This is a genomic window from Chitinophaga pinensis, from assembly GCF_007896845.1.
Lineage (GTDB): Bacteria > Bacteroidota > Bacteroidia > Chitinophagales > Chitinophagaceae > Chitinophaga > Chitinophaga pinensis_C.
Genome location: NZ_VOHS01000079.1, coordinates 1 through 16910, shown reverse-complemented (window position 1 = coordinate 16910; position 16910 = coordinate 1). Strand labels below are relative to the sequence as shown.

The 16910-nt window shown below is 45.4% G+C and carries 29 protein-coding genes and 1 pseudogene; 18 read left to right on the top strand and 12 right to left on the bottom strand.

Annotated features, from left to right (window positions below; translation table 11 throughout):
* The 3 genes and pseudogenes from FEF09_RS32345 to FEF09_RS32335 all read left to right on the top strand — a co-directional run.
* A pseudogene (locus tag FEF09_RS32345) lies at nt 1-257 on the top strand (hypothetical protein); the annotation flags it as partial.
* Nucleotides 258-393: 136 nt separating this feature from the next.
* Nucleotides 394-555: a hypothetical protein gene (locus FEF09_RS32340; protein WP_222597260.1), complete on the top strand. Its 162-nt coding sequence runs from the start codon at nt 394-396 to the stop codon at nt 553-555.
* A 40-nt stretch (nt 556-595) separates the two neighbouring features.
* Entirely contained in the window at nt 596-757 is a 162-nt protein-coding gene (locus tag FEF09_RS32335) for a hypothetical protein (RefSeq protein ID WP_222597259.1), read from the top strand.
* 258 nt (nt 758-1015) lie between these two features.
* Here the strand turns inward: FEF09_RS32335 and FEF09_RS34090 are convergent, their stop codons facing one another.
* The 5 genes from FEF09_RS34090 to FEF09_RS29235 all read right to left on the bottom strand — a co-directional run bounded on the left by FEF09_RS34090 (nt 1016) and on the right by FEF09_RS29235 (nt 3188).
* On the bottom strand, nt 1016-1318 hold the full coding sequence (locus tag FEF09_RS34090) for a hypothetical protein (RefSeq protein ID WP_261387897.1): 303 nt from the start codon (nt 1316-1318) through the stop codon (nt 1016-1018).
* Between the two features lie 70 nt (nt 1319-1388).
* On the bottom strand, nt 1389-1673 hold the full coding sequence (locus tag FEF09_RS34085) for a hypothetical protein (RefSeq protein WP_261387896.1): 285 nt from the start codon (nt 1671-1673) through the stop codon (nt 1389-1391).
* Nucleotides 1643-2137, bottom strand: a complete 495-nt coding sequence (locus FEF09_RS34080; protein WP_261387895.1) for an MFS transporter — start codon at nt 2135-2137, stop codon at nt 1643-1645. The genes FEF09_RS34085 and FEF09_RS34080 overlap by 31 nt, the downstream gene beginning before the upstream one ends.
* Before the next feature lie 191 nt (nt 2138-2328).
* Entirely contained in the window at nt 2329-2460 is a 132-nt protein-coding gene (locus FEF09_RS32330; RefSeq protein ID WP_222597258.1) for a helix-turn-helix domain-containing protein, read from the bottom strand.
* Nucleotides 2457-3188, bottom strand: coding sequence for an AraC family transcriptional regulator (locus FEF09_RS29235; protein ID WP_222597257.1), 732 nt, complete (start codon nt 3186-3188; stop codon nt 2457-2459). The genes FEF09_RS32330 and FEF09_RS29235 overlap by 4 nt, the downstream gene beginning before the upstream one ends.
* Nucleotides 3189-3333: 145 nt before the next feature.
* Here FEF09_RS29235 and FEF09_RS29230 point away from each other — a divergent pair, with 145 nt between their 5' ends.
* Nucleotides 3334-4326 (top strand): zinc-dependent alcohol dehydrogenase family protein, encoded by a 993-nt coding sequence (locus tag FEF09_RS29230; RefSeq protein ID WP_409994900.1) that lies wholly within the window; start codon nt 3334-3336, stop codon nt 4324-4326.
* Nucleotides 4327-4368: 42 nt separating this feature from the next.
* Here FEF09_RS29230 and FEF09_RS29225 read toward each other — a convergent pair whose 3' ends face one another.
* Nucleotides 4369-5163 (bottom strand): SDR family oxidoreductase, encoded by a 795-nt coding sequence (locus FEF09_RS29225; protein ID WP_146308356.1) that lies wholly within the window; start codon nt 5161-5163, stop codon nt 4369-4371.
* A gap of 125 nt (nt 5164-5288) precedes the next feature.
* Here FEF09_RS29225 and FEF09_RS29220 point away from each other — a divergent pair, with 125 nt between their 5' ends.
* Nucleotides 5289-5654: a winged helix-turn-helix transcriptional regulator gene (locus FEF09_RS29220; RefSeq protein ID WP_146308355.1), complete on the top strand. Its 366-nt coding sequence runs from the start codon at nt 5289-5291 to the stop codon at nt 5652-5654.
* Between the two features lie 5 nt (nt 5655-5659).
* Here the strand turns inward: FEF09_RS29220 and FEF09_RS29215 are convergent, their stop codons facing one another.
* Nucleotides 5660-6502 (bottom strand): DUF1266 domain-containing protein, encoded by an 843-nt coding sequence (locus FEF09_RS29215; protein ID WP_146308354.1) that lies wholly within the window; start codon nt 6500-6502, stop codon nt 5660-5662.
* A 272-nt stretch (nt 6503-6774) separates the two neighbouring features.
* On the opposite strand from FEF09_RS29215, the gene FEF09_RS29210 reads away from it, so the two are divergent.
* Together FEF09_RS29210 and FEF09_RS29205 are read left to right on the top strand one after the other, a co-directional pair.
* Nucleotides 6775-7500 carry a DUF4197 domain-containing protein gene (locus FEF09_RS29210; RefSeq protein ID WP_146308353.1) on the top strand — a complete coding sequence of 242 codons (726 nt, stop codon included), beginning with the start codon at nt 6775-6777 and terminating at the stop codon, nt 7498-7500.
* Nucleotides 7501-7616: 116 nt separating this feature from the next.
* Nucleotides 7617-8459 carry a hypothetical protein gene (locus FEF09_RS29205; RefSeq protein WP_146308352.1) on the top strand — a complete coding sequence of 281 codons (843 nt, stop codon included), beginning with the start codon at nt 7617-7619 and terminating at the stop codon, nt 8457-8459.
* Here FEF09_RS29205 and FEF09_RS29200 read toward each other — a convergent pair.
* Both FEF09_RS29200 and FEF09_RS29195 read right to left on the bottom strand, forming a co-directional pair.
* On the bottom strand, nt 8450-8869 hold the full coding sequence (locus tag FEF09_RS29200) for a hypothetical protein (protein ID WP_146308351.1): 420 nt from the start codon (nt 8867-8869) through the stop codon (nt 8450-8452). The genes FEF09_RS29205 and FEF09_RS29200 overlap by 10 nt on opposite strands.
* The gene (locus tag FEF09_RS29195) at nt 8866-9378 is read right to left on the bottom strand and encodes an RNA polymerase sigma factor (protein WP_261387894.1); all 513 of its coding nucleotides are present in this window, start codon (nt 9376-9378) and stop codon (nt 8866-8868) included. Before FEF09_RS29195 ends, FEF09_RS29200 begins: the two co-directional genes overlap by 4 nt.
* 145 nt (nt 9379-9523) lie before the next feature.
* Here FEF09_RS29195 and FEF09_RS29190 point away from each other — a divergent pair, with 145 nt between their 5' ends.
* The 6 genes from FEF09_RS29190 (at nt 9524) to FEF09_RS29165 (ending at nt 13186) form a co-directional block, all read left to right on the top strand.
* Nucleotides 9524-9871 carry a hypothetical protein gene (locus tag FEF09_RS29190; protein ID WP_146308349.1) on the top strand — a complete coding sequence of 116 codons (348 nt, stop codon included), beginning with the start codon at nt 9524-9526 and terminating at the stop codon, nt 9869-9871.
* A gap of 127 nt (nt 9872-9998) precedes the next feature.
* Nucleotides 9999-10211: a hypothetical protein gene (locus FEF09_RS29185; protein ID WP_146308348.1), complete on the top strand. Its 213-nt coding sequence runs from the start codon at nt 9999-10001 to the stop codon at nt 10209-10211.
* A gap of 8 nt (nt 10212-10219) precedes the next feature.
* Nucleotides 10220-10666, top strand: a complete 447-nt coding sequence (locus FEF09_RS29180) for a hypothetical protein (RefSeq protein WP_222597256.1) — start codon at nt 10220-10222, stop codon at nt 10664-10666.
* A 204-nt stretch (nt 10667-10870) separates the two neighbouring features.
* Entirely contained in the window at nt 10871-11317 is a 447-nt protein-coding gene (locus tag FEF09_RS29175) for an outer membrane beta-barrel protein (protein ID WP_146308346.1), read from the top strand.
* Nucleotides 11266-12141 carry an outer membrane beta-barrel family protein gene (locus FEF09_RS29170; RefSeq protein ID WP_146308345.1) on the top strand — a complete coding sequence of 292 codons (876 nt, stop codon included), beginning with the start codon at nt 11266-11268 and terminating at the stop codon, nt 12139-12141. The genes FEF09_RS29175 and FEF09_RS29170 overlap by 52 nt, the downstream gene beginning before the upstream one ends.
* 61 nt (nt 12142-12202) lie before the next feature.
* Nucleotides 12203-13186, top strand: a complete 984-nt coding sequence (locus FEF09_RS29165; RefSeq protein ID WP_146308344.1) for an aldo/keto reductase — start codon at nt 12203-12205, stop codon at nt 13184-13186.
* Between the two features lie 69 nt (nt 13187-13255).
* On the opposite strand, the gene FEF09_RS34075 is transcribed toward FEF09_RS29165, so the two are convergent.
* Both FEF09_RS34075 and FEF09_RS34070 read right to left on the bottom strand, forming a co-directional pair.
* Nucleotides 13256-13831 (bottom strand): hypothetical protein, encoded by a 576-nt coding sequence (locus FEF09_RS34075; protein WP_261387893.1) that lies wholly within the window; start codon nt 13829-13831, stop codon nt 13256-13258.
* 50 nt (nt 13832-13881) lie between these two features.
* Nucleotides 13882-14337 carry a hypothetical protein gene (locus tag FEF09_RS34070; protein WP_261387892.1) on the bottom strand — a complete coding sequence of 152 codons (456 nt, stop codon included), beginning with the start codon at nt 14335-14337 and terminating at the stop codon, nt 13882-13884.
* 67 nt (nt 14338-14404) lie between these two features.
* On the opposite strand from FEF09_RS34070, the gene FEF09_RS29155 reads away from it, so the two are divergent.
* Entirely contained in the window at nt 14405-14632 is a 228-nt protein-coding gene (locus FEF09_RS29155; protein WP_146308343.1) for a hypothetical protein, read from the top strand.
* Here FEF09_RS29155 and FEF09_RS29150 read toward each other — a convergent pair whose 3' ends face one another.
* Nucleotides 14633-14914, bottom strand: coding sequence for a hypothetical protein (locus FEF09_RS29150; protein WP_146308342.1), 282 nt, complete (start codon nt 14912-14914; stop codon nt 14633-14635).
* A 226-nt stretch (nt 14915-15140) separates the two neighbouring features.
* Here FEF09_RS29150 and FEF09_RS31215 point away from each other — a divergent pair, with 226 nt between their 5' ends.
* The 4 genes from FEF09_RS31215 to FEF09_RS29140 all read left to right on the top strand — a co-directional run bounded on the left by FEF09_RS31215 (nt 15141) and on the right by FEF09_RS29140 (nt 16259).
* The gene (locus tag FEF09_RS31215; RefSeq protein ID WP_186774616.1) at nt 15141-15317 is read left to right on the top strand and encodes a hypothetical protein; all 177 of its coding nucleotides are present in this window, start codon (nt 15141-15143) and stop codon (nt 15315-15317) included.
* Complete coding sequence (locus tag FEF09_RS31210) at nt 15317-15733, top strand: DUF4349 domain-containing protein (protein ID WP_222597255.1); 417 nt, start codon at nt 15317-15319, stop codon at nt 15731-15733. The genes FEF09_RS31215 and FEF09_RS31210 overlap by 1 nt, the downstream gene beginning before the upstream one ends.
* Nucleotides 15734-15744: 11 nt before the next feature.
* A complete protein-coding gene (locus FEF09_RS31205; protein ID WP_186774614.1) occupies nt 15745-15912 on the top strand; it encodes a hypothetical protein in 168 nt (55 codons plus the stop codon).
* 113 nt (nt 15913-16025) lie between these two features.
* Entirely contained in the window at nt 16026-16259 is a 234-nt protein-coding gene (locus FEF09_RS29140; RefSeq protein ID WP_146308340.1) for a hypothetical protein, read from the top strand.
* Nucleotides 16260-16910 lie beyond the last annotated feature (651 nt).

Genomic DNA, 16910 nt, shown 5'->3' with positions numbered 1-16910 from the left:
CGCAATGTATTATCTATCAGGGTACGCTGATGGGATTAATCTGGTGCAATGCGCTGATCAATCCCGGTGATGTAATAGTATCCGGTGTTCCCGGATGGAAAAGGGCGCAGCATAATTTTGAGCATAGCGGTGCCACGCATATCGGGATACCGATAGATGAACATGGGTTGGTGGTAGACGAACTGCGGAAGATCTGTATGCAACGGAAGGTCAGAATGGTGTATGTAACACTCATCATCATTATCCGACCACTGTAGCCCTGCGTATTGACAGAAGACTGGAATTGCTCAGCCTTGCTGATTACGGTTTATCATCTTCGAAGACGATTACGATTTCGATTTTCACTTTAAGCACCGGCCGCTTTTACCAGTAGCCAGTGCAGATGAAAACGGGATGGTGATCTACTGCGGATCTTTCAGTAAAAGCTTCTCTCCTGCTTTCCGCATGGGTTATCTTGTTGCGCCTGAGAATGTGATTACCTTATTATCAAGAGCACGTATATTACTGGACCGGCAGGGAGATCATATATTGGATAATGCGATGGCTGCATTATAAATGATGGTACGATACACGTTATCTGAGAAGAACATTACCGGTGTATGAAGAACGACGTAATCATTTCTGCGGATTACTACAGGGGGAGTTGAAAGGCGTGGTAAGTTTTGGTATTCCTGAAGGAGGCATGTCTGTCTGGACGATCTTTGATCCGGCTGTCAATCTTACGCTGCTGGCTGAAAAGCTTTCAAAAAAGGGCTGACTATTTCTAATGGTAAAACGCATGTTTATCCATCCTTTGATGCCAATGCTTTAAGGCTTGGTTTTGCGTCTGCTTCTACAGAAGAATTGACGAAGAGTGTGGAGATATTGAAAGATATCCTGTTGCAATAAAAGCAAATAGCCGCTGTTCGTCTGAGCGTTAACAGCGGCTTACGATATACTATATTCCTGTTAGTGGAATGTTACGCCTGATTTTACGCGGGATGCCTGTGGAACCGGCATATCTGCCTGTCTTTGATCAGTATGACGGCGAAAAGTACGCCACCAGCGCCATCAGGGTACCCACCAGTACCGGAGAGTTATAACCATAACCGGCAACAATGGGCAGTCCACCGAGTAATGCGCCGAGGGAATTACCGATATTGAAAGCGGCCTGTGTTACACCAGCGCCGAGCATTTCAGCACCTTTTGCTGTTCCGATCATCAATATCTGAATAGGTGCTGCCAGTGCGATAGACAGTGCTCCTGCGATAAAGGTGAGCACTAAAGATACCGGCTGGATAGCAGAGAAGAAATAGATACAGGTCAGGGTGATGGCCATTGCAATCAATAAACCTGCACAGGTTTAGCAGGATCAAATGTATCAGCCATGCGACCACCGATAAAATTTCCTACCACCATACCGAATCCTGCCAGTACCATGATACCGGATACGCTATCAGCCGGGAAGCGGGAGAGATAGTCATCAAAGGTGCGATGTAGCTGATCCATGCGAATAGTCCACCGGTACCAATTGCGGTAATAAGAATGATCAGCCATGTTTCAGGATTTCTGAATATCTGAAAGTGAGAACGGGTGTCTCCTTCCTGTTCAACCGGTAAAGCGGGCAACCATGCCTTCAGGAAGACCAATGTGATCAATCCGATCAGGCAACGATACCGAAAGTATAACGCCATAGGAAGTGGTGACCGACCCAGGTTCCTATTGGTACGAGTAAGAGATTAGCGATCGTAAGGCCTGCAAACATCATGGAAATAGCCTGTGCCTGTTTCCCTTTATCTGCCAGACGACTGGCTACAACTGAACCTACGCCAAAGAAAGCGCCATGTGGCAGTCCTGAAAAGAAACGTGCGAGCAATAAAGTAAATGGTGAAGGTGCGAAGGCGGATAAGCCATTGAAAGCAGTGAAAACGATCATCAGTCCGATCAGAATCTTCTTTGGCGGATAGCTGCCACTCATCAGTACCAGCAGAGGTGCGCCGATTACGACACCGAGGGCATAGGAGGAAATCATATGACCTGCCTCGGGTATGCTGATCTTCATGCCCGATGCGATATCAGGCAACAAGCCCATCATGACAAATTCTGTTGTTCCAATTCCCAATCCGCCCAACATCAGGGGGAATAAACTCTTCTTCATTCCGGTTTATTATTTTTAATTGTGCTGACGACAATCATCCCAGCAGTAAATTGTAAAATTAAGTATAACAGGGTACCTCGTTCAGCTATTTAACGAATGAGTTACTGTACTATCGTTGACATAACGTTACCAAACCAGCTGTGTAAAATGACATGTAGCAGGAGGGAATTTATAAAGGGGATGGTGCAAAGTTAAGACTTTGGCAGCAGCATTTGTTGCTGTTGTTTACGGTATTGGGCGGGACTGACACCATTATATTTCTTAAACAGCCTGTTCAGGTGGCTTTTATCTGTAAAACCAAGACCGTCGGCTATTTCATTCATACGCATATTACTGTGCAGCAATCTGCTTTCGACCATGCGTAATTATAATGCATGATGTACTCCTGAAGGGTTTCATTGGTATGTTTCTTAAAATAGCGGCCAAGGTAATGTTCGGAGATACCGAATTGCTGACTGAGCGCTTTTGCCCTTATTTTTTCCGGAGCGGCAATATTCGCCTGTACATATTGCAGAATCTCAAGGGCTTTTTCTTCTGTATGCTCATTTACCTTATCCGGCAGCAGGGTGGTGATATTGCGAACGATCAGCATGAGTACGGTATCAATAAATTGCAATAGTAGTTCCTGATGATAGAAACCCCGCTCCTGATGCTCTCTTATAACTGCTTCCATGATGGACATTGCAACTACCCGATCACTTTCATATCGCAGCAGACAGCCCGGTGCATGATTGGCATTCTTTAGTATATAGGCGATGCTTTGCCGGGAGCGTTCCTGTACTTTGGATGAGCCGATATAGGACTCATTAAAGCGAACAAAGAGCAGGGTCGTTTGTTCCTGTATATCGAAATGGTGCGTATCGTCAGGGGCGATCAGAAACAGGTTGCCCGGCGCATAGTCCAGTCCCGATTCATTTACAAAGTGTTTACCTGTGCCGGAAACCACATATATCAGTTCGAAAAAGCTATGGGAATGGATGGGCCTTGGACATTCCTCCATGGGCTCAGAAATGGCAATTTCGAAAGGTTCGTATAGATGCGACTTAACCATAGTACAAAAATACACTTTTATAGCAAAATTATACCCGAATTAAACCTTAAAAGAGGTACATCTTTGCTATGCAATTCACAGAAAGGTCACTTGTATGACCAACATTATCATAGATAAATTTCAAACAATGACAACAACTACACAGATCAACGATAGCATGAAGGCGCTTGTACTGGAGAATTATGGAGAGGCTTTCAAAGTAAAAGCATTGCCGGTGCCTGTTCCGGCGAAAGGACAGGTATTGGTGAAAATCATGGCCAGTGGAGTCAATCCACTGGATACAAAGATCAAAAGAGGCGAAGGCAAACATGCCAGACAGGCGGTACCAGCAGTACTGGGACTGGATCTGGCAGGCGTTGTTGTGGCAATCGGAGAAGGCGTTACGACCTTTAAACCCGGCGACGAGGTATATGGTATGGCGGGAGGTATTGGCGGCAGACAGGGAACGTTGGCGGAATATGCGGCAGTAGATGCCGCATTGCTGGCACCGAAAGCAGCCAATATCAGTATGCGGGAAGCGGCAGCTTTGCCACTGGTATTTATTACTGCCTGGGAGGGCTTAGTGGACCGCGCTCAGGTAAAGGAAGGTCAGCGGGTATTGGTTCATGGCGGCGCAGGCGGTATCGGACATGTAGCGATACAACTGGCGCGTTCCTATGGTGCGACCGTATTCGCCACAGGCAGCAGTCATTCCTTAGCGGTAATCGAACAGCTGGGCGCTACGGCAATCGACTATAAAAATATGAGCGTAAAAGAATATGTGGACAAATACACCGATGGAGAAGGATTTGATATTGTTTTTGATACCGTAGGCGGTGAAACATTGAGTCAGTCCTTTGAGGCTGTACGCACCTATACCGGGCATGTGGTAAGCGCATTGGGTTGGGGTAGTCATAGTCTGGCGCCGTTGTCATTCAGGGGAGCTACCTATTCCGGTGTATTTACTTTATTACCGATGCTGACAGGAAAGGGGATGCAGCACCATGGAGATATATTAAAAGCAGCGACCCAACTGGCAGAAAACGGACAATTGAAGCCTTTACTGGATAGCAGGACTTTGTCACTGGAAGATGCAGGTATCGCATATGAAGCCATAGAAAGTGGCAGTGCCCGTGGAAAACTGGTGATCAATATCTGATTGGTAAAAAGGCGGCACTCTATAAAAGTGCCGCCTTTTTTATCAGATAGTTGGAATCGTACCACCATCTATGATATATTCAGTGCCTGTCAGATAAGCGGCTCTTGGAGATACCAGAAAGCCAACCAGTTCTGCTACTTCTTCGGGCATGGCTGCCCTGCCGAAAGGAATGCCACCCAGAGCATCCATTACACTTTGTTTTGCCTGTTCGACGGTGATCGCTGCGCTTTCAGCTATTCTTTCAGCCATCCGTTCCGAAGCTTCAGTCATGATCCAGCCCGGAGAGACGGTTAGTACGCGTACACCTTTCGGAGATACTTCTCTGGATAAGCTTTTACTATAATTCAGCAAGCCCGCTTTGGCTGCCGCATATGGTAAAGTAGAATCGTATAAAGGCAACCTTGCCTGAATAGATGCGATGTGAATAATTACACCCGCTCCCCTTTCGATCATACCGGGCAGGAAACCTCTATCCAACCGGACAGGCGCCAATAGATTGGTGTGTAAAGTGGACTCCCAGTCATCATCTGTTAATACGGCAAATCCACCACCACTGGTCTCGGAACCACCGAGGTTATTGACGAGAATGTCTAATCTGCCTTCCTTCTCCAATATCCCGCTGATGACTTTCGCAGTACCCTGTGGGGAGCTCAGATCCGCGGCAATAAAACGCCTGTCGGTACTGGCTGTCTGCGGTTCATTTCTGGCTGTAACAATCACGTTTGCACCTGCCTGTACGAGTCTGTCAGCAATCGCTTTACCCGCACCCTTTGTACCACCGGTGACCAAAGCGATCTTACCGGATAATTCGTTATTAAAATTGAATTGTTGTTCCATCTGATTCATTTTTCTGTAGCAAAATTGAATCATCTGGCGACGGCAGACAAGTACGGATCAGGGATTCGCATAGGGCGAAATTTATCCGTATTGCCATATTCGCCCAATGGGAGTAAATTTACTTTATGTATGAAAAGAAGATTCCTATCAATCTGAATTGCGGTCTTGATCTCATTGGAGAAGTGTTGTATGGCAAATGGAAGATCCGTTTGTTATGGTTTATCCATGCAGGATTTCAACGGCCGAGTGAATTACAGAGAAAGATACCTGATGCCTCCAGACGGGTGCTGAATGTACAGTTGAATGAACTGGAAGCAGCAGAGCTGGTAACAAAAGTGGTTTATCCTCAGGCGCCACCGAAAGTGGAGTATAGTCTGACGGAATTTGGTAAGACACTCATACCGGTGATCACTGCTTTGGGGCAGTGGGGAGATGCACATGAAGAGCGTTTACGATCGGTTATATTAAAACGGCATGTGCCACAGGCGTAGCGGTGTTATTTACTTTCCAGTAATACCCATGGACTGCTATCTTCTGAGAGCAGGTCACAATGTCCGCCGTGGAGTTCATCCAGTTGTTCGATATCTCCGGTCCACATGGCGAAGCCTATGAGGTAGTTTTCTCCGAGGTTGGCCCAGCTGGTATAGTTATGTAGTAATTCCTTTCCGAATTTACGGATATAGCGCATAGATTCTTCTCTGGAGAGGAAACCGGCATCATAGCCCCAGCGGCAGAGGTTAATAGCGCGGCCCAGATCCCATGTAAGGGCATCCAGTTTACACTTTTTGCCTTCGAAGCAATCAGATACTTCGCGGAGGTGTTTGTAGCATTCGGAAATGTTGGCGGCATATTGTTCTATTGGTGCATCGTCTCCTTTTGCCGCAAAATCCTGCTGTAATTTATCCAGAGCTTCTGCACGTTCACGTACCGGCAGGGTAGTCAGTATCTGCCAGATGGGTTTAAAATAGATACGATGACCTTTTGTAGCCAATCCATCGATGGTACTCAGCAGTTTATCTCTTGTATTGATATGCCAGTCTCTTCTGAGCATATGCCTGATTTCATCCTGTTCGGTATCGGTTTCCAGTGTATCCAGCCTTTCTCCCCGGAGGTAGATCAGATTGGCGCCACAGGCGATATACTGACGGTCATGCAGGGACAAGACGCCGTCCTCGCTTACCAGAGGTTCGTCTTCGACCACTTTCTCCCGCTGTTGCTCACGTTCTTTCATTGCCTTGGCAGCGATTTCCTTTGCCCGGCTATTGAGCTTCATTAATTTTATGATAACGAATACAATGTAGACTGCGGCTAATACTCCGATGATAATAAACGTTTTCATGTGGAATCTGTTATATGGCGCCCCGGGTATCGATGCGGGACCTCCCCATTGTTACTAAAAGCTGTTTTCTCTCCTGACCTGTAATAGTAATTGAAGTGTCTGAATAGTGCTGTTTCCCTTTCAATAAGGGACGTTTTTCATACTCTATGCAATATCGCATTTTTAGAGGGAATATTCGTCAGCAGTAAAAGTTAACTTAAAACATGGATAAAAATGAATAAGAAGAGAATTATCTTTGCGCACCAACATTTAAGAATGTAATACAATCTATTATGAAAAAAGGCTTTTTTGCATGTATTATTGCTGCCACACTTGTTCTAACCAGCACTGGTTGTGAAAGCTCCCAGCAGATACTCAATAACCTGCCCTCCTACGGACAACTCAGCTCTACCCAGATAGCTGCTGGTCTGAAAGAAGCATTGACGATCGGCACACAGAACAGCGCTAACAAACTCTCCTCTCCAAATGGCTTTTTTGCAAATGCAGCCCTTAAAATCCTGATGCCACCGGAAGCACAGAAGGTAGAAAGTACCTTACGCAGCATGGGCATGGGCAGTGTTGTAGATAAAGCTATCCAGTCTATGAACAAGGGTGCGGAAGAAGCTGCGAAATCGGCTGCGCCTATTTTCGTAAATGCGATCAAACAAATGACGATCACCGATGCATTGGGCATCCTGAAGGGTGGAAACAATGCTGCTACCAACTATTTCAAAGACAAAACTACGGCATCTCTGACAGCGGCTTTCCGTCCTGCTATCAGCGAAGCGCTGAAAAAAGTGGATGCAACCAAATACTGGTCAGACGTTTTCTCTGTATATAACAAATTCTCTTCTACCCCTGTAAACACCGACCTTACTGCTTATGTTACTGAAAAAGCAGTTGCCGGTATCTTCTCAGAAGTAGCTGCAGAAGAGCAGAAAATCAGACAGGATCCTGCTGCCCGTGTGACAGACCTGCTGAAAACAGTATTCGGCAGTGCACAGGCACAGCAGAAATAAGTTACCTGTTTAGCATAAAAAAGAAGATCCCGTACACCTTACAGGCTGTACGGGATTTTTTTTATTATTTTACGCCTTTATCCCTGATTCCTGCCGCTACCGGCCTCTATACACTTATGATCCAAAAATCTCTTGGCATTGCCCGGATAGTGACGCACGTCATTGTTTTTATTATCCTGACCATGCTTACGCAGCTGGGAGGAGTTATCTATCTGATTTCCAGACGTACCCATCCTCTGATCATGCAGAAAGTGACCCGGCCTGTGCTTCAGCCACTGGTTAAGATTGCCGCATTCCTGTTGATCTACCTGTTCAGCATGTTGCTGATTATTCCCTTGCTGGCCAAACCGTTTGGCAGGGTTCCTTTACCCATCTTCCGTAAAGATGGTCTGCAGCCCTTAAGGCTAAGCACCTGTCTGTTAAACAGGCATTATGTAAGACCTGACATGCGGCATGCGGCACTGGATATTGCGATGAAAATGAACCGTTTCCATCCCGGAACGGTAGTGAATTATCTGGATGGCGGCTTTCCTTTCTTCAACAGTTTTCCGATGTTACCCCATCTGAGTCATAATGATGGGAAAAAGCTGGATCTGGCATTTCTGTACATAGACAAAGCAAGCGGTAGTCCATCTGATAATGCGCCTTCTGTAATTGGTTATGGCGTTTGTGAGACACCACGGCCGGGAGAGATCAATACGGCTGAAAGTTGCCGGGAACAAGGTTATCGCTGGTATAATATGCTGCAACAGATTGCCCCGCAGGGGAATAAGGAGAGATATGTGTTTGACAGTCTGCGGATGCGGGCTTTAATGACAGTCATTATCTACCACCCTGCCATCCATAAGATATTTATTGAGCCACATCTGCAGACACGCCTGCAGCTGGAAAGTGATAAAATCCGGTTTCATGGTTGTTATGCGGTACGGCATGACGACCATATTCATATTCAGCTATAAGAGCGAACTTTCTCTTTCACCAGTTTCTGATCCAGATACTGGATGAGTAGTATGAGGGCGAGTCCACCAGGCAGTATAGGTCCGTAATGAGACAGCAGCTGCATGACCGGCGTATTGCCGCTAAAAACGATCAGGGCGGCAATTGCTCCGCCGCCTAACAGGAGGCAGACGGCTGCTATTAACAGGTTAAAGCGGAACTCTGTTTTTCTATCTTTCTCCAGCCGTATGCGGGCCGTTACATTCGCAGCAAAACGAGGTGACAACCCGGGTACGACCGGCTGTTCCAATGCCTCCCATAAGACAGAGTAGCGTTCCAGTTCCTGCTCCTCTCCGGCAGATAATGCCTCATCCGGGAGGGATAAACCCTGTTCCAGCAATTGCTGTAATTTTTGTTCATCTATCTCTTTCATGACACCTCATTTTTAAGATAAATACCTAGTTTATCTTTCAACAGTTTACGTCCGCGGAAAAGATAACTTTTTACCGTTCCTTCCGGCATACCGGTTATTTCTTCTATCTCCTGATAGGAGAACTCATTCAGATGATATAACGTTAATACCGTCCTGTATTGTTCAGGCATCTGGGCAATCAGGCGGTTAATATATGCCGTTACGTCTTTTTTATCCAGCAGGCGGCCGGGATGTTCATCCGTAAAGCTATAGTTTTCAATGTCCTCCGGATGAGACACCATCATACCAGCACTATATTTTTTGCTATAGTTAATAGCTGTCAGATAGGCGATACGGGCGATCCATGTGGACAGGCGGGACTTATACTCAAAGCGTCGCAGGTGCTGGTGCACCTTCATAAACACCTCCTGACAGATATCTTCTTTATCTTCCTGCATATTGATGATCCTGTTCACCACATGGAATACCAGCCCCTGATATTGTGTTACCAATACCTCGAAAGCTTTCATATCTCCATGTAAGATGCGGGGAATTAGCTCCTTTTCATCAATCATGCCAGAGTAGACAACAGTTTATTATTAAATGTTGCAAAAAATCTGCTCATTTTGCAACATTTTTGGAAATACGCCTGTCTACTGAAAAAAACAATCGCATATGTTCAACATTATTGAAACACTCGGCAGCTTTATCATGATCATCAGCGTTTTTGCCATTACAGCCTCCCTGATCGTTTCTTTCCTGAATTACAGATTAAGAAGACGTATGCTGGATGCGGGACCTATAGATGACAATGCCCTTAAACTGTTGCCGACCATCCCAAAAACCAGCAGCGACATGCTGAAATGGGGGATTATTCTGTTTTTCGCAGGTTTAGGACTGATCGTACTGGAGTTTATACCTTTCAATGTAGAAAGTTCTCCGCTTCCTTATGGTGTTGAGACTGTATTTATTGCCACCGGCTTCCTCGTTTACTATTTCCTGATCAGCAGAACCAATAAGTAAGCCCCTTCATTTCAGACCAACTTATCTCCCACTCCCACCGGACAATTCCATTTTTTTATCAGCGATACCCGTTTTTTAAAAGCGCTTCCGCTTTGAAAGGGAATTGCCATGCCTAAAAAGACCGCTCATGTATAAACTGTTATTATACCTGGCCTGTAGTATGCCTTTACTGACAGTGCATCTGAGAAGCCAGGCCCAGACAGCTGACAGTCTGCGTAGCAAGGGACTTAAAACGGTGACCGTCACCGGACAAAAACCGCTGATCCGGCAGGAGGTAGACCGTCTCATATATGACCTGCAGGCAGACCTGACAGTAAGGGTAGTAATGTGCTGGAAATAATGCGAAAGGTGCCTTTTCTGTCTGTAGATGCTGCCGGTAATCTGCTGCTCAAAGGGAACAGCAGTTATAAGGTGCTCATCAACGGGAGAGAATCAGGGATGTTTGAAAGAGATCCGGCTATGATACTGCGAACGATTCCCGCCTCTACTATTCAGCACATAGAGGTGATCACCACACCACCGTCGAAGTATGATGGAGAAGGTTTGACGGGTATCATCAATATTGTCACTATCAAACGAAAAGCAGATGGTTATAATGGCACTATTAACATCAGTGAACGCTTTCCTGCCAATGGCCCGGGAATGGGTGCTTCATTTGCGATGAAAGAGGGCGCTTTCGGTATCTCCGCTTACGGTGGAGCGGGGTATGATCATCGTCCGCATGCCCGCAATGATATGCAACGTACGGCTTATGCCAAATACCCATTACTCTGTTGCAGGAAGGAGACCGGATAACCATCGCAGCAATGGGTATTTCGGTACTGAGTTGAGTTATGCTATAGATAGTCTGCATCTGTTGACAGCACAATTCAACTTTAACGCTTATGGTGGAACAGGAGCAGAACAGTTGCTTTCCCGTATGGTGAGTGCCGGCAATGTTCATCAACAATACCTCATGCGCAGTAATAATGACAACCATGGTAATGGCATGGATGCAGGATCAACTATCAGATCACTTCTCCGAAACATAAAAACAACCTGCTCACCTTTTCCTGGCGCTATGCCACCAATGGCAGGCAGCAGGGTTTCCGGCAGCAATTTACAGATACGATCAACTATGATATTCCCGGTTACCGGCAGGACAATAGCGAACGGTTCAAAGAACATACGGTACAGGCAGATTATGTACGTACTTTCTCCCATTTTAATATGGAAGCCGGTGTAAAAGGAATATGGCGCAGTAACTACAGTGATTATCTGAATGCTTATGTATCGGCGGATGATATTACCAACGGATTTGACGGACAACAACGTGTGTTTAGCGTGTATAACGCTTATACCTTCACTTCAAAGCACTGGGATCTGAAGGCGGGCGTACGCGCAGAACAACCTTTATGGAAGCCAGTTGGCAGGATGATACGGTGCGACTACACAAACAGTTCCTGAACCTTATTCTCTCTGTGTTGATCAACAGAAAATTCGGTAATAACAGTTCATTGAATCTAGGCGTTGCTCCGCGGTTGAAGCGGCCGAATATCTACAAGCTGAATCCATTTAAAGACCGTTCCAATCCTTCGCAGGAATCTTCGGGAAATCCGGCATTACGCCCTGTACTCACTACAAATGTGCAGCTGGGGTACAGCCGGTCAGGGAAATTGTCTTTTAATGCGGCCGTCAGTTATGCGTTTGTCAGAAATATGTTTATGGATATCGCGTCCTATGATACGGCCCGTAATATTATCACAACAACGATTGAAAATAATATACGGGGTGGCGGCTTAAGCTTTGACTACAACATTAATTATCCGCTCACAAAATGGTTCAACCTGAATATTAACGGTAATGCGGTGTATCTTTCACTGGATGGGGCCAGCAATGCCGCGCCAATTACGCTGAACAGGTGGAACTATTCTGTGAATGGGAATATGGCTATCCGCCTGCCTAAAAGCTGGAAGATGAATACCGCCATCAATATAAACGGCCGTAATCAGGTATCGCTACAGACGACGAGTAATGCAGTCACATCCATTTCATTGGGAGGAAGTAAAGAGCTGATAAAAGATAAACTGACCTGTTCTGCTACTATTAACAATCCTTTTCAGTCTATCAGACAGAACCGTACGGATCTGTCTGATAGACTATTTACGCAGTATAACAATACACAGGAATATTTCCGGACTGTCAACATGAGCATCAATTACAACTTCGGGCGACTGAAGCAAGCTATTCAAAAGAATAGGCGCGGTATCAGGAACGATGACGGTAACTAAGCGGGGTTCTTTGTATATTTAGTATACAATATTGAATGACCCATATACAAACGATGATCTCATGAAATACAGGAAACTAGGAAACACAGATGTCTCTCTCTCCGCTATCGGTTTGGGATGCATGGGTATGAACCATGCTTATGGAGAAGCGAATGATGCTGAATCCATCGCTACACTGGAACGTGCCATAGCGCTGGGCGTTACTTTCTGGGATACGGCCGATATTTATGCCAATGGCAGAAATGAAGAGCTGGTGGCAAAGGTGTTGAAGCCGAACCGTTCTAAAATATTCCTTGCTACCAAGTTCGGATTTACTTTCACAGATGGGCAACCCGGAGGATTTGATGGCTCGCCGGCATATATGCGAAAAGCAGTTACGGATAGCCTGAAAAGACTACAAACAGACGTGATCGATCTTTACTATGTACATCGTGTAGATCCTAAGATACCGATCGAGGAGACTGTCGGTGCGATGGCGGAACTGGTGAAAGAAGGAAAGGTACGTTATCTGGGATTGTCAGAAGCGGGTGTCAATTCTATCCGTAAGGCGCATGCAGTACATCCCATTTCAGCATTACAAAGTGAATACTCTTTATTGACGAGAGATGTGGAAAAAGAGATTATTCCGGTGTGTAATGAACTGAAGATTACTTTTGTTCCTTTCAGTCCGCTGGCCCGTGGTCTAGTGACCAATACATTGGATCTGGGGGCGTTAAAGGACAATGATTTCAGAAAGTCGCTTCCCCGTTATCAGGCGGAGCATGCGGACAATAATCAACAACTGGCAGCTGCATTTGCTGAGCTGGCGGCCACTAAAAATTGCACAGCAGCACAACTGGCGCTGGCGTGGGTACTCAATCAGGATGAACACCTGATACCTATCCCCGGCACCAAACGAAGGAAATATCTCGAAGAGAATGCGGCAGCAGTAGACATTACTTTATCTGATGCAGAAAAAAAAGAGATTGACGCTTTACTGGCGAAGTATCCGGATACAGGAGAAAGGTATAGCGCTGCACAGCAACAGCTGGTGGATAAGAGTTAAGACGCATAGATTGTATACAGTTATAAAAGTAAAGTGAAAGAGACGGGTGTATGCCCGTCTCTTTCACTTTTATAACTGATCAAACAAGTAATCCAGTTGTGCTTCTTCCAACACGATACGGTTGACGTTCTTTCCCTGCAGATCCCATTTCACGAGACGTATCACCCCTTCAGTAATTTCTATACCGGTGATATCTCCATCACTGAAACAACAACAGCCGGTGTTAAAGTAACTGGGGCTGACCATTGTTTTTACAAACTCCTTGCCTGCATATTCTGCCCTGCGCTTTTCGAGGGCTTCCTGCAAAGCTTTGGCTCTTTCCTGATCTCCCGTCTGCATCGCTTTCTCCAATGCTTTTGTAAGCCGGTCTATGTGATCCATGGAGGCGAATACAGGCTTATGTGTATGCCCGGAGATCAGTAATGTCTTCTTATACTGCTGGCTCCATTCATACATGATGATGTTATGTTTATCCACGAGGTCGAAACTATCGGATACGGTGTCAAGTCTGATGTTCAGCCAACGTTGTATGGGTGTCCATATGGCGGCAACAAACCATTTGCTGAAGGCATTACCATCTGCTCTTTTATCTCCCTGATGTCCGTGCGCGAGGAAAATGGTTTCATCAGCATCTTTATATTTCATCTTTAATACTAGTCCTTCGTATACCTTTAACTCCTTTCCAAAGATCGGTTTCAGAAACTGATCTCTTGGAATCTGGTAGTTCCATTCCAGATCGTGGTTACCAATACGCGATAGTACCGTTGTTGTTGCAGGAATAGTGCTTCTTCCAGTAATGCGGTTGTATTCTTTTCCAGCACAATGGAAGGTTTACTTTCCCAGAGTTCTTCACAGTCACCCAGATTGATCAGTGTAAAGCCTTTTTCGTAGTAATAACGCAAAGCGGTAAGATAGGCCGTCTCAGCCAGCATGAAATCATCAGAGCCATCTCTTCCACCTTTATGCTGATCGGAAAATATGATGATAGAGGCCTGTTGATAATCGTAGGTCAGGACAAGTCCTTTGTCTTTTTTCCCGTCCTCTATCTGTTTATAAAGTTGGCTGAGTGACTCGAATATGAGCTTCTTGTCGGGACTGGAAGAGAAGCGCCGGGATAGACGTATAATGAGGTTACGCAATAAATTCTTCATATCTGAAAAGCTAAGGTTGCTGATGTTCTGGCATAATATTTCAGGAAGATAAGTAAAATGTAAATGTATGAAACGGAAAACTATTTACATCAACTATCATGAGGAAGACATCAAGGTAGATATCGACGAAAGCAAGGGGATACGATCCTTTCTGGTATACCTGCCCGGAGAAGACGGGCATCTGGACATCTCGATAAAGACAGACGCGGAAGGCAATGAAAACTGGTATGAAGGGGAACAGGCCACTCCCCGCGCCAAAGAGATCGGAGAATTGATTGAACTTGCCACCATGTAGTTATATACGCTGAAAGTCGGCAGGTCCGACGAGATACCATTCTCCATCCAGTTCCAGCACATCTCCCGGTGCTACAGAGCGGGTACCATCTGCCACAAGTGGATCTGGTGTTACCTCTGCCCTGCTAACCCATGGAAGGTCTTCATTCTGACATATTTCAAATGCTTCTCTCAGATCAGAGGCATCTACATCTGCGATATGCTGCAGGTTCTCAATTTTCACTTCTTCTCCTGTCAGAGGAAAACCTAACGTATAATCAGGATTAAAGTATACTCTTATCATAAAGTCAATTTACCCCTTTTCTGATTCACAAAAAAGGTTCCAATTCTTTAACATTTCGTTAAGGGGTTACCTTTTGCGGTTTATTGGTATAAAATGTAAACAACTTTCTTATGCGTGTCCCCCTATATTACATGGCGCCAGTGGTGCTGCTGACTGCTGCATGCTCTTCCGGTTCGAATCATCGCTACAGTACTGCTGATGATTCAGCCGTTGTATCAACGAACGAGTGGCGCAGGCCGCTGATTCAACAGGTTTCACCAACGATATCACCTCTGTCAATTCTGCTTCCCGAAAACGCGTCCGGACTGCGGACGTACGCTGTCGCGTGGGCAGTGTATTCAATGCCGTATCTACACTGGAACACGTCGTAAGAGTGTTGATGGTATGGTATCAGAAAGTGTGATGCAGAATGAATCAGTTGTGATCAAAGACGTGCCCTATTCTGCTGATTCACTGAAACGCATTGAACTGTATACACCAGTTGCCAATCTCACCCTACGTGTACCTACGGCCAGTCTGGACTCGGTTGTACATACCCTTACGGCAATGGCTACCTTCATTGATTATCGTACCTTGAAAGATGAGGATAAGACCCTTACTTATCTATCCAATGCCATGAAGACAATGGGCCTGTACCTGCAGTTGTTAAACCAACGGCGAAAGGTACTACGCTCGACGTGGCACACTATAAAGATCAAAAGTATGAGACAGAAACGGACAGACGGATTGCAAATCTGGCGATACTGGATGATGTACATTATGCCACATTCACTGTGCAATTATTTCAACCTCAACTGGCCGACGAACAAATCATTGTAAACCCTGAAAGAGTGGTACGTGCAGAATTTGGCACACAGTTCCTGCTGGCTGTACGTACTGGTTTTGAAAGCTTTGGTGCATTGTTTATATTCCTTATCAGCTGCTGGCCTTATCTCATCTTATTGGTGTTGGGAGTATTGGTTTATCGCAAAGTGTCACGTAAAAAACTAAGCGTTTAATCGTTTATTACTACTCTTTTGCCCGATATGACATCTGTCATATTCTGTACTGTCGTCCCATCATAAATTACATCACTGTAAACTTTTACTATGAACAAGTTATTCCGTACCTGTTGCGGCATGGTATTGCTATACCTGTTAGCAAGCTGCAATCCTTACCACGTTCCATCTTTTTCAAACCCGATAATCTGCCTTCCCAGCTGCTGGAAATCAACACCGAAAGGGACACTACCTTAACACTCAACGGTGGAATGATCATAACAATTCCTGCACATGCTATCAAGACTGCCGGTAGTACGACTGTCCGCCTGCAGGTAAAGAAGCCATTACTGTTGAGCAGATGTTAATTGGCGGTCTTCGCACTGCAAGTAGTGAAGGGCCACTAAGCAGTGGAGGTATGTTCTATTTTGCCAGTGCAGATACGACTGAAATAAGTTTCGTACATCCGATCAACATTCAGTACCTGCTGAGCAGATTATAGACGGCATGCAGCTATACAAGGGAGTGGATAGCGTATCCGCATTGAATGGGTTGACCCATGGGTACCTTTACTGCGCTTCTTGTCATCATGCTACCAGACAGGTAACAGGCCCCTCGCATTAGCAGATGTTTTCCACAACTGGAATTATGACACGGCCAGCGTATATGCTTTTTACAAAGAATAGTTCAGCGATAATTGCCAGTGGGCATTGTTATGCTGTCAATTTGTTTAACCAGTACAACAAAACAGCAAATGCCTGCATTTCCTGCTGTTTCCAAACGCTGGCTGATGTGTATGCCTATATAGACAATGGGCGAATAAAACTGCGAAGTACAGGATCGGTCTTCAGGATCTGTATTTGACAGTTGCGCCTATTATCAGCAAATTGTACAACTTGCCAGTTACAGTTATAAGGATCTGACCAGTGTAAACTATAAGTCTGATAGCCTCAACTACATGCCTGACGTACACTGAAATACGAAACATCTCCGGACAATACTACAGATACCTCTATATT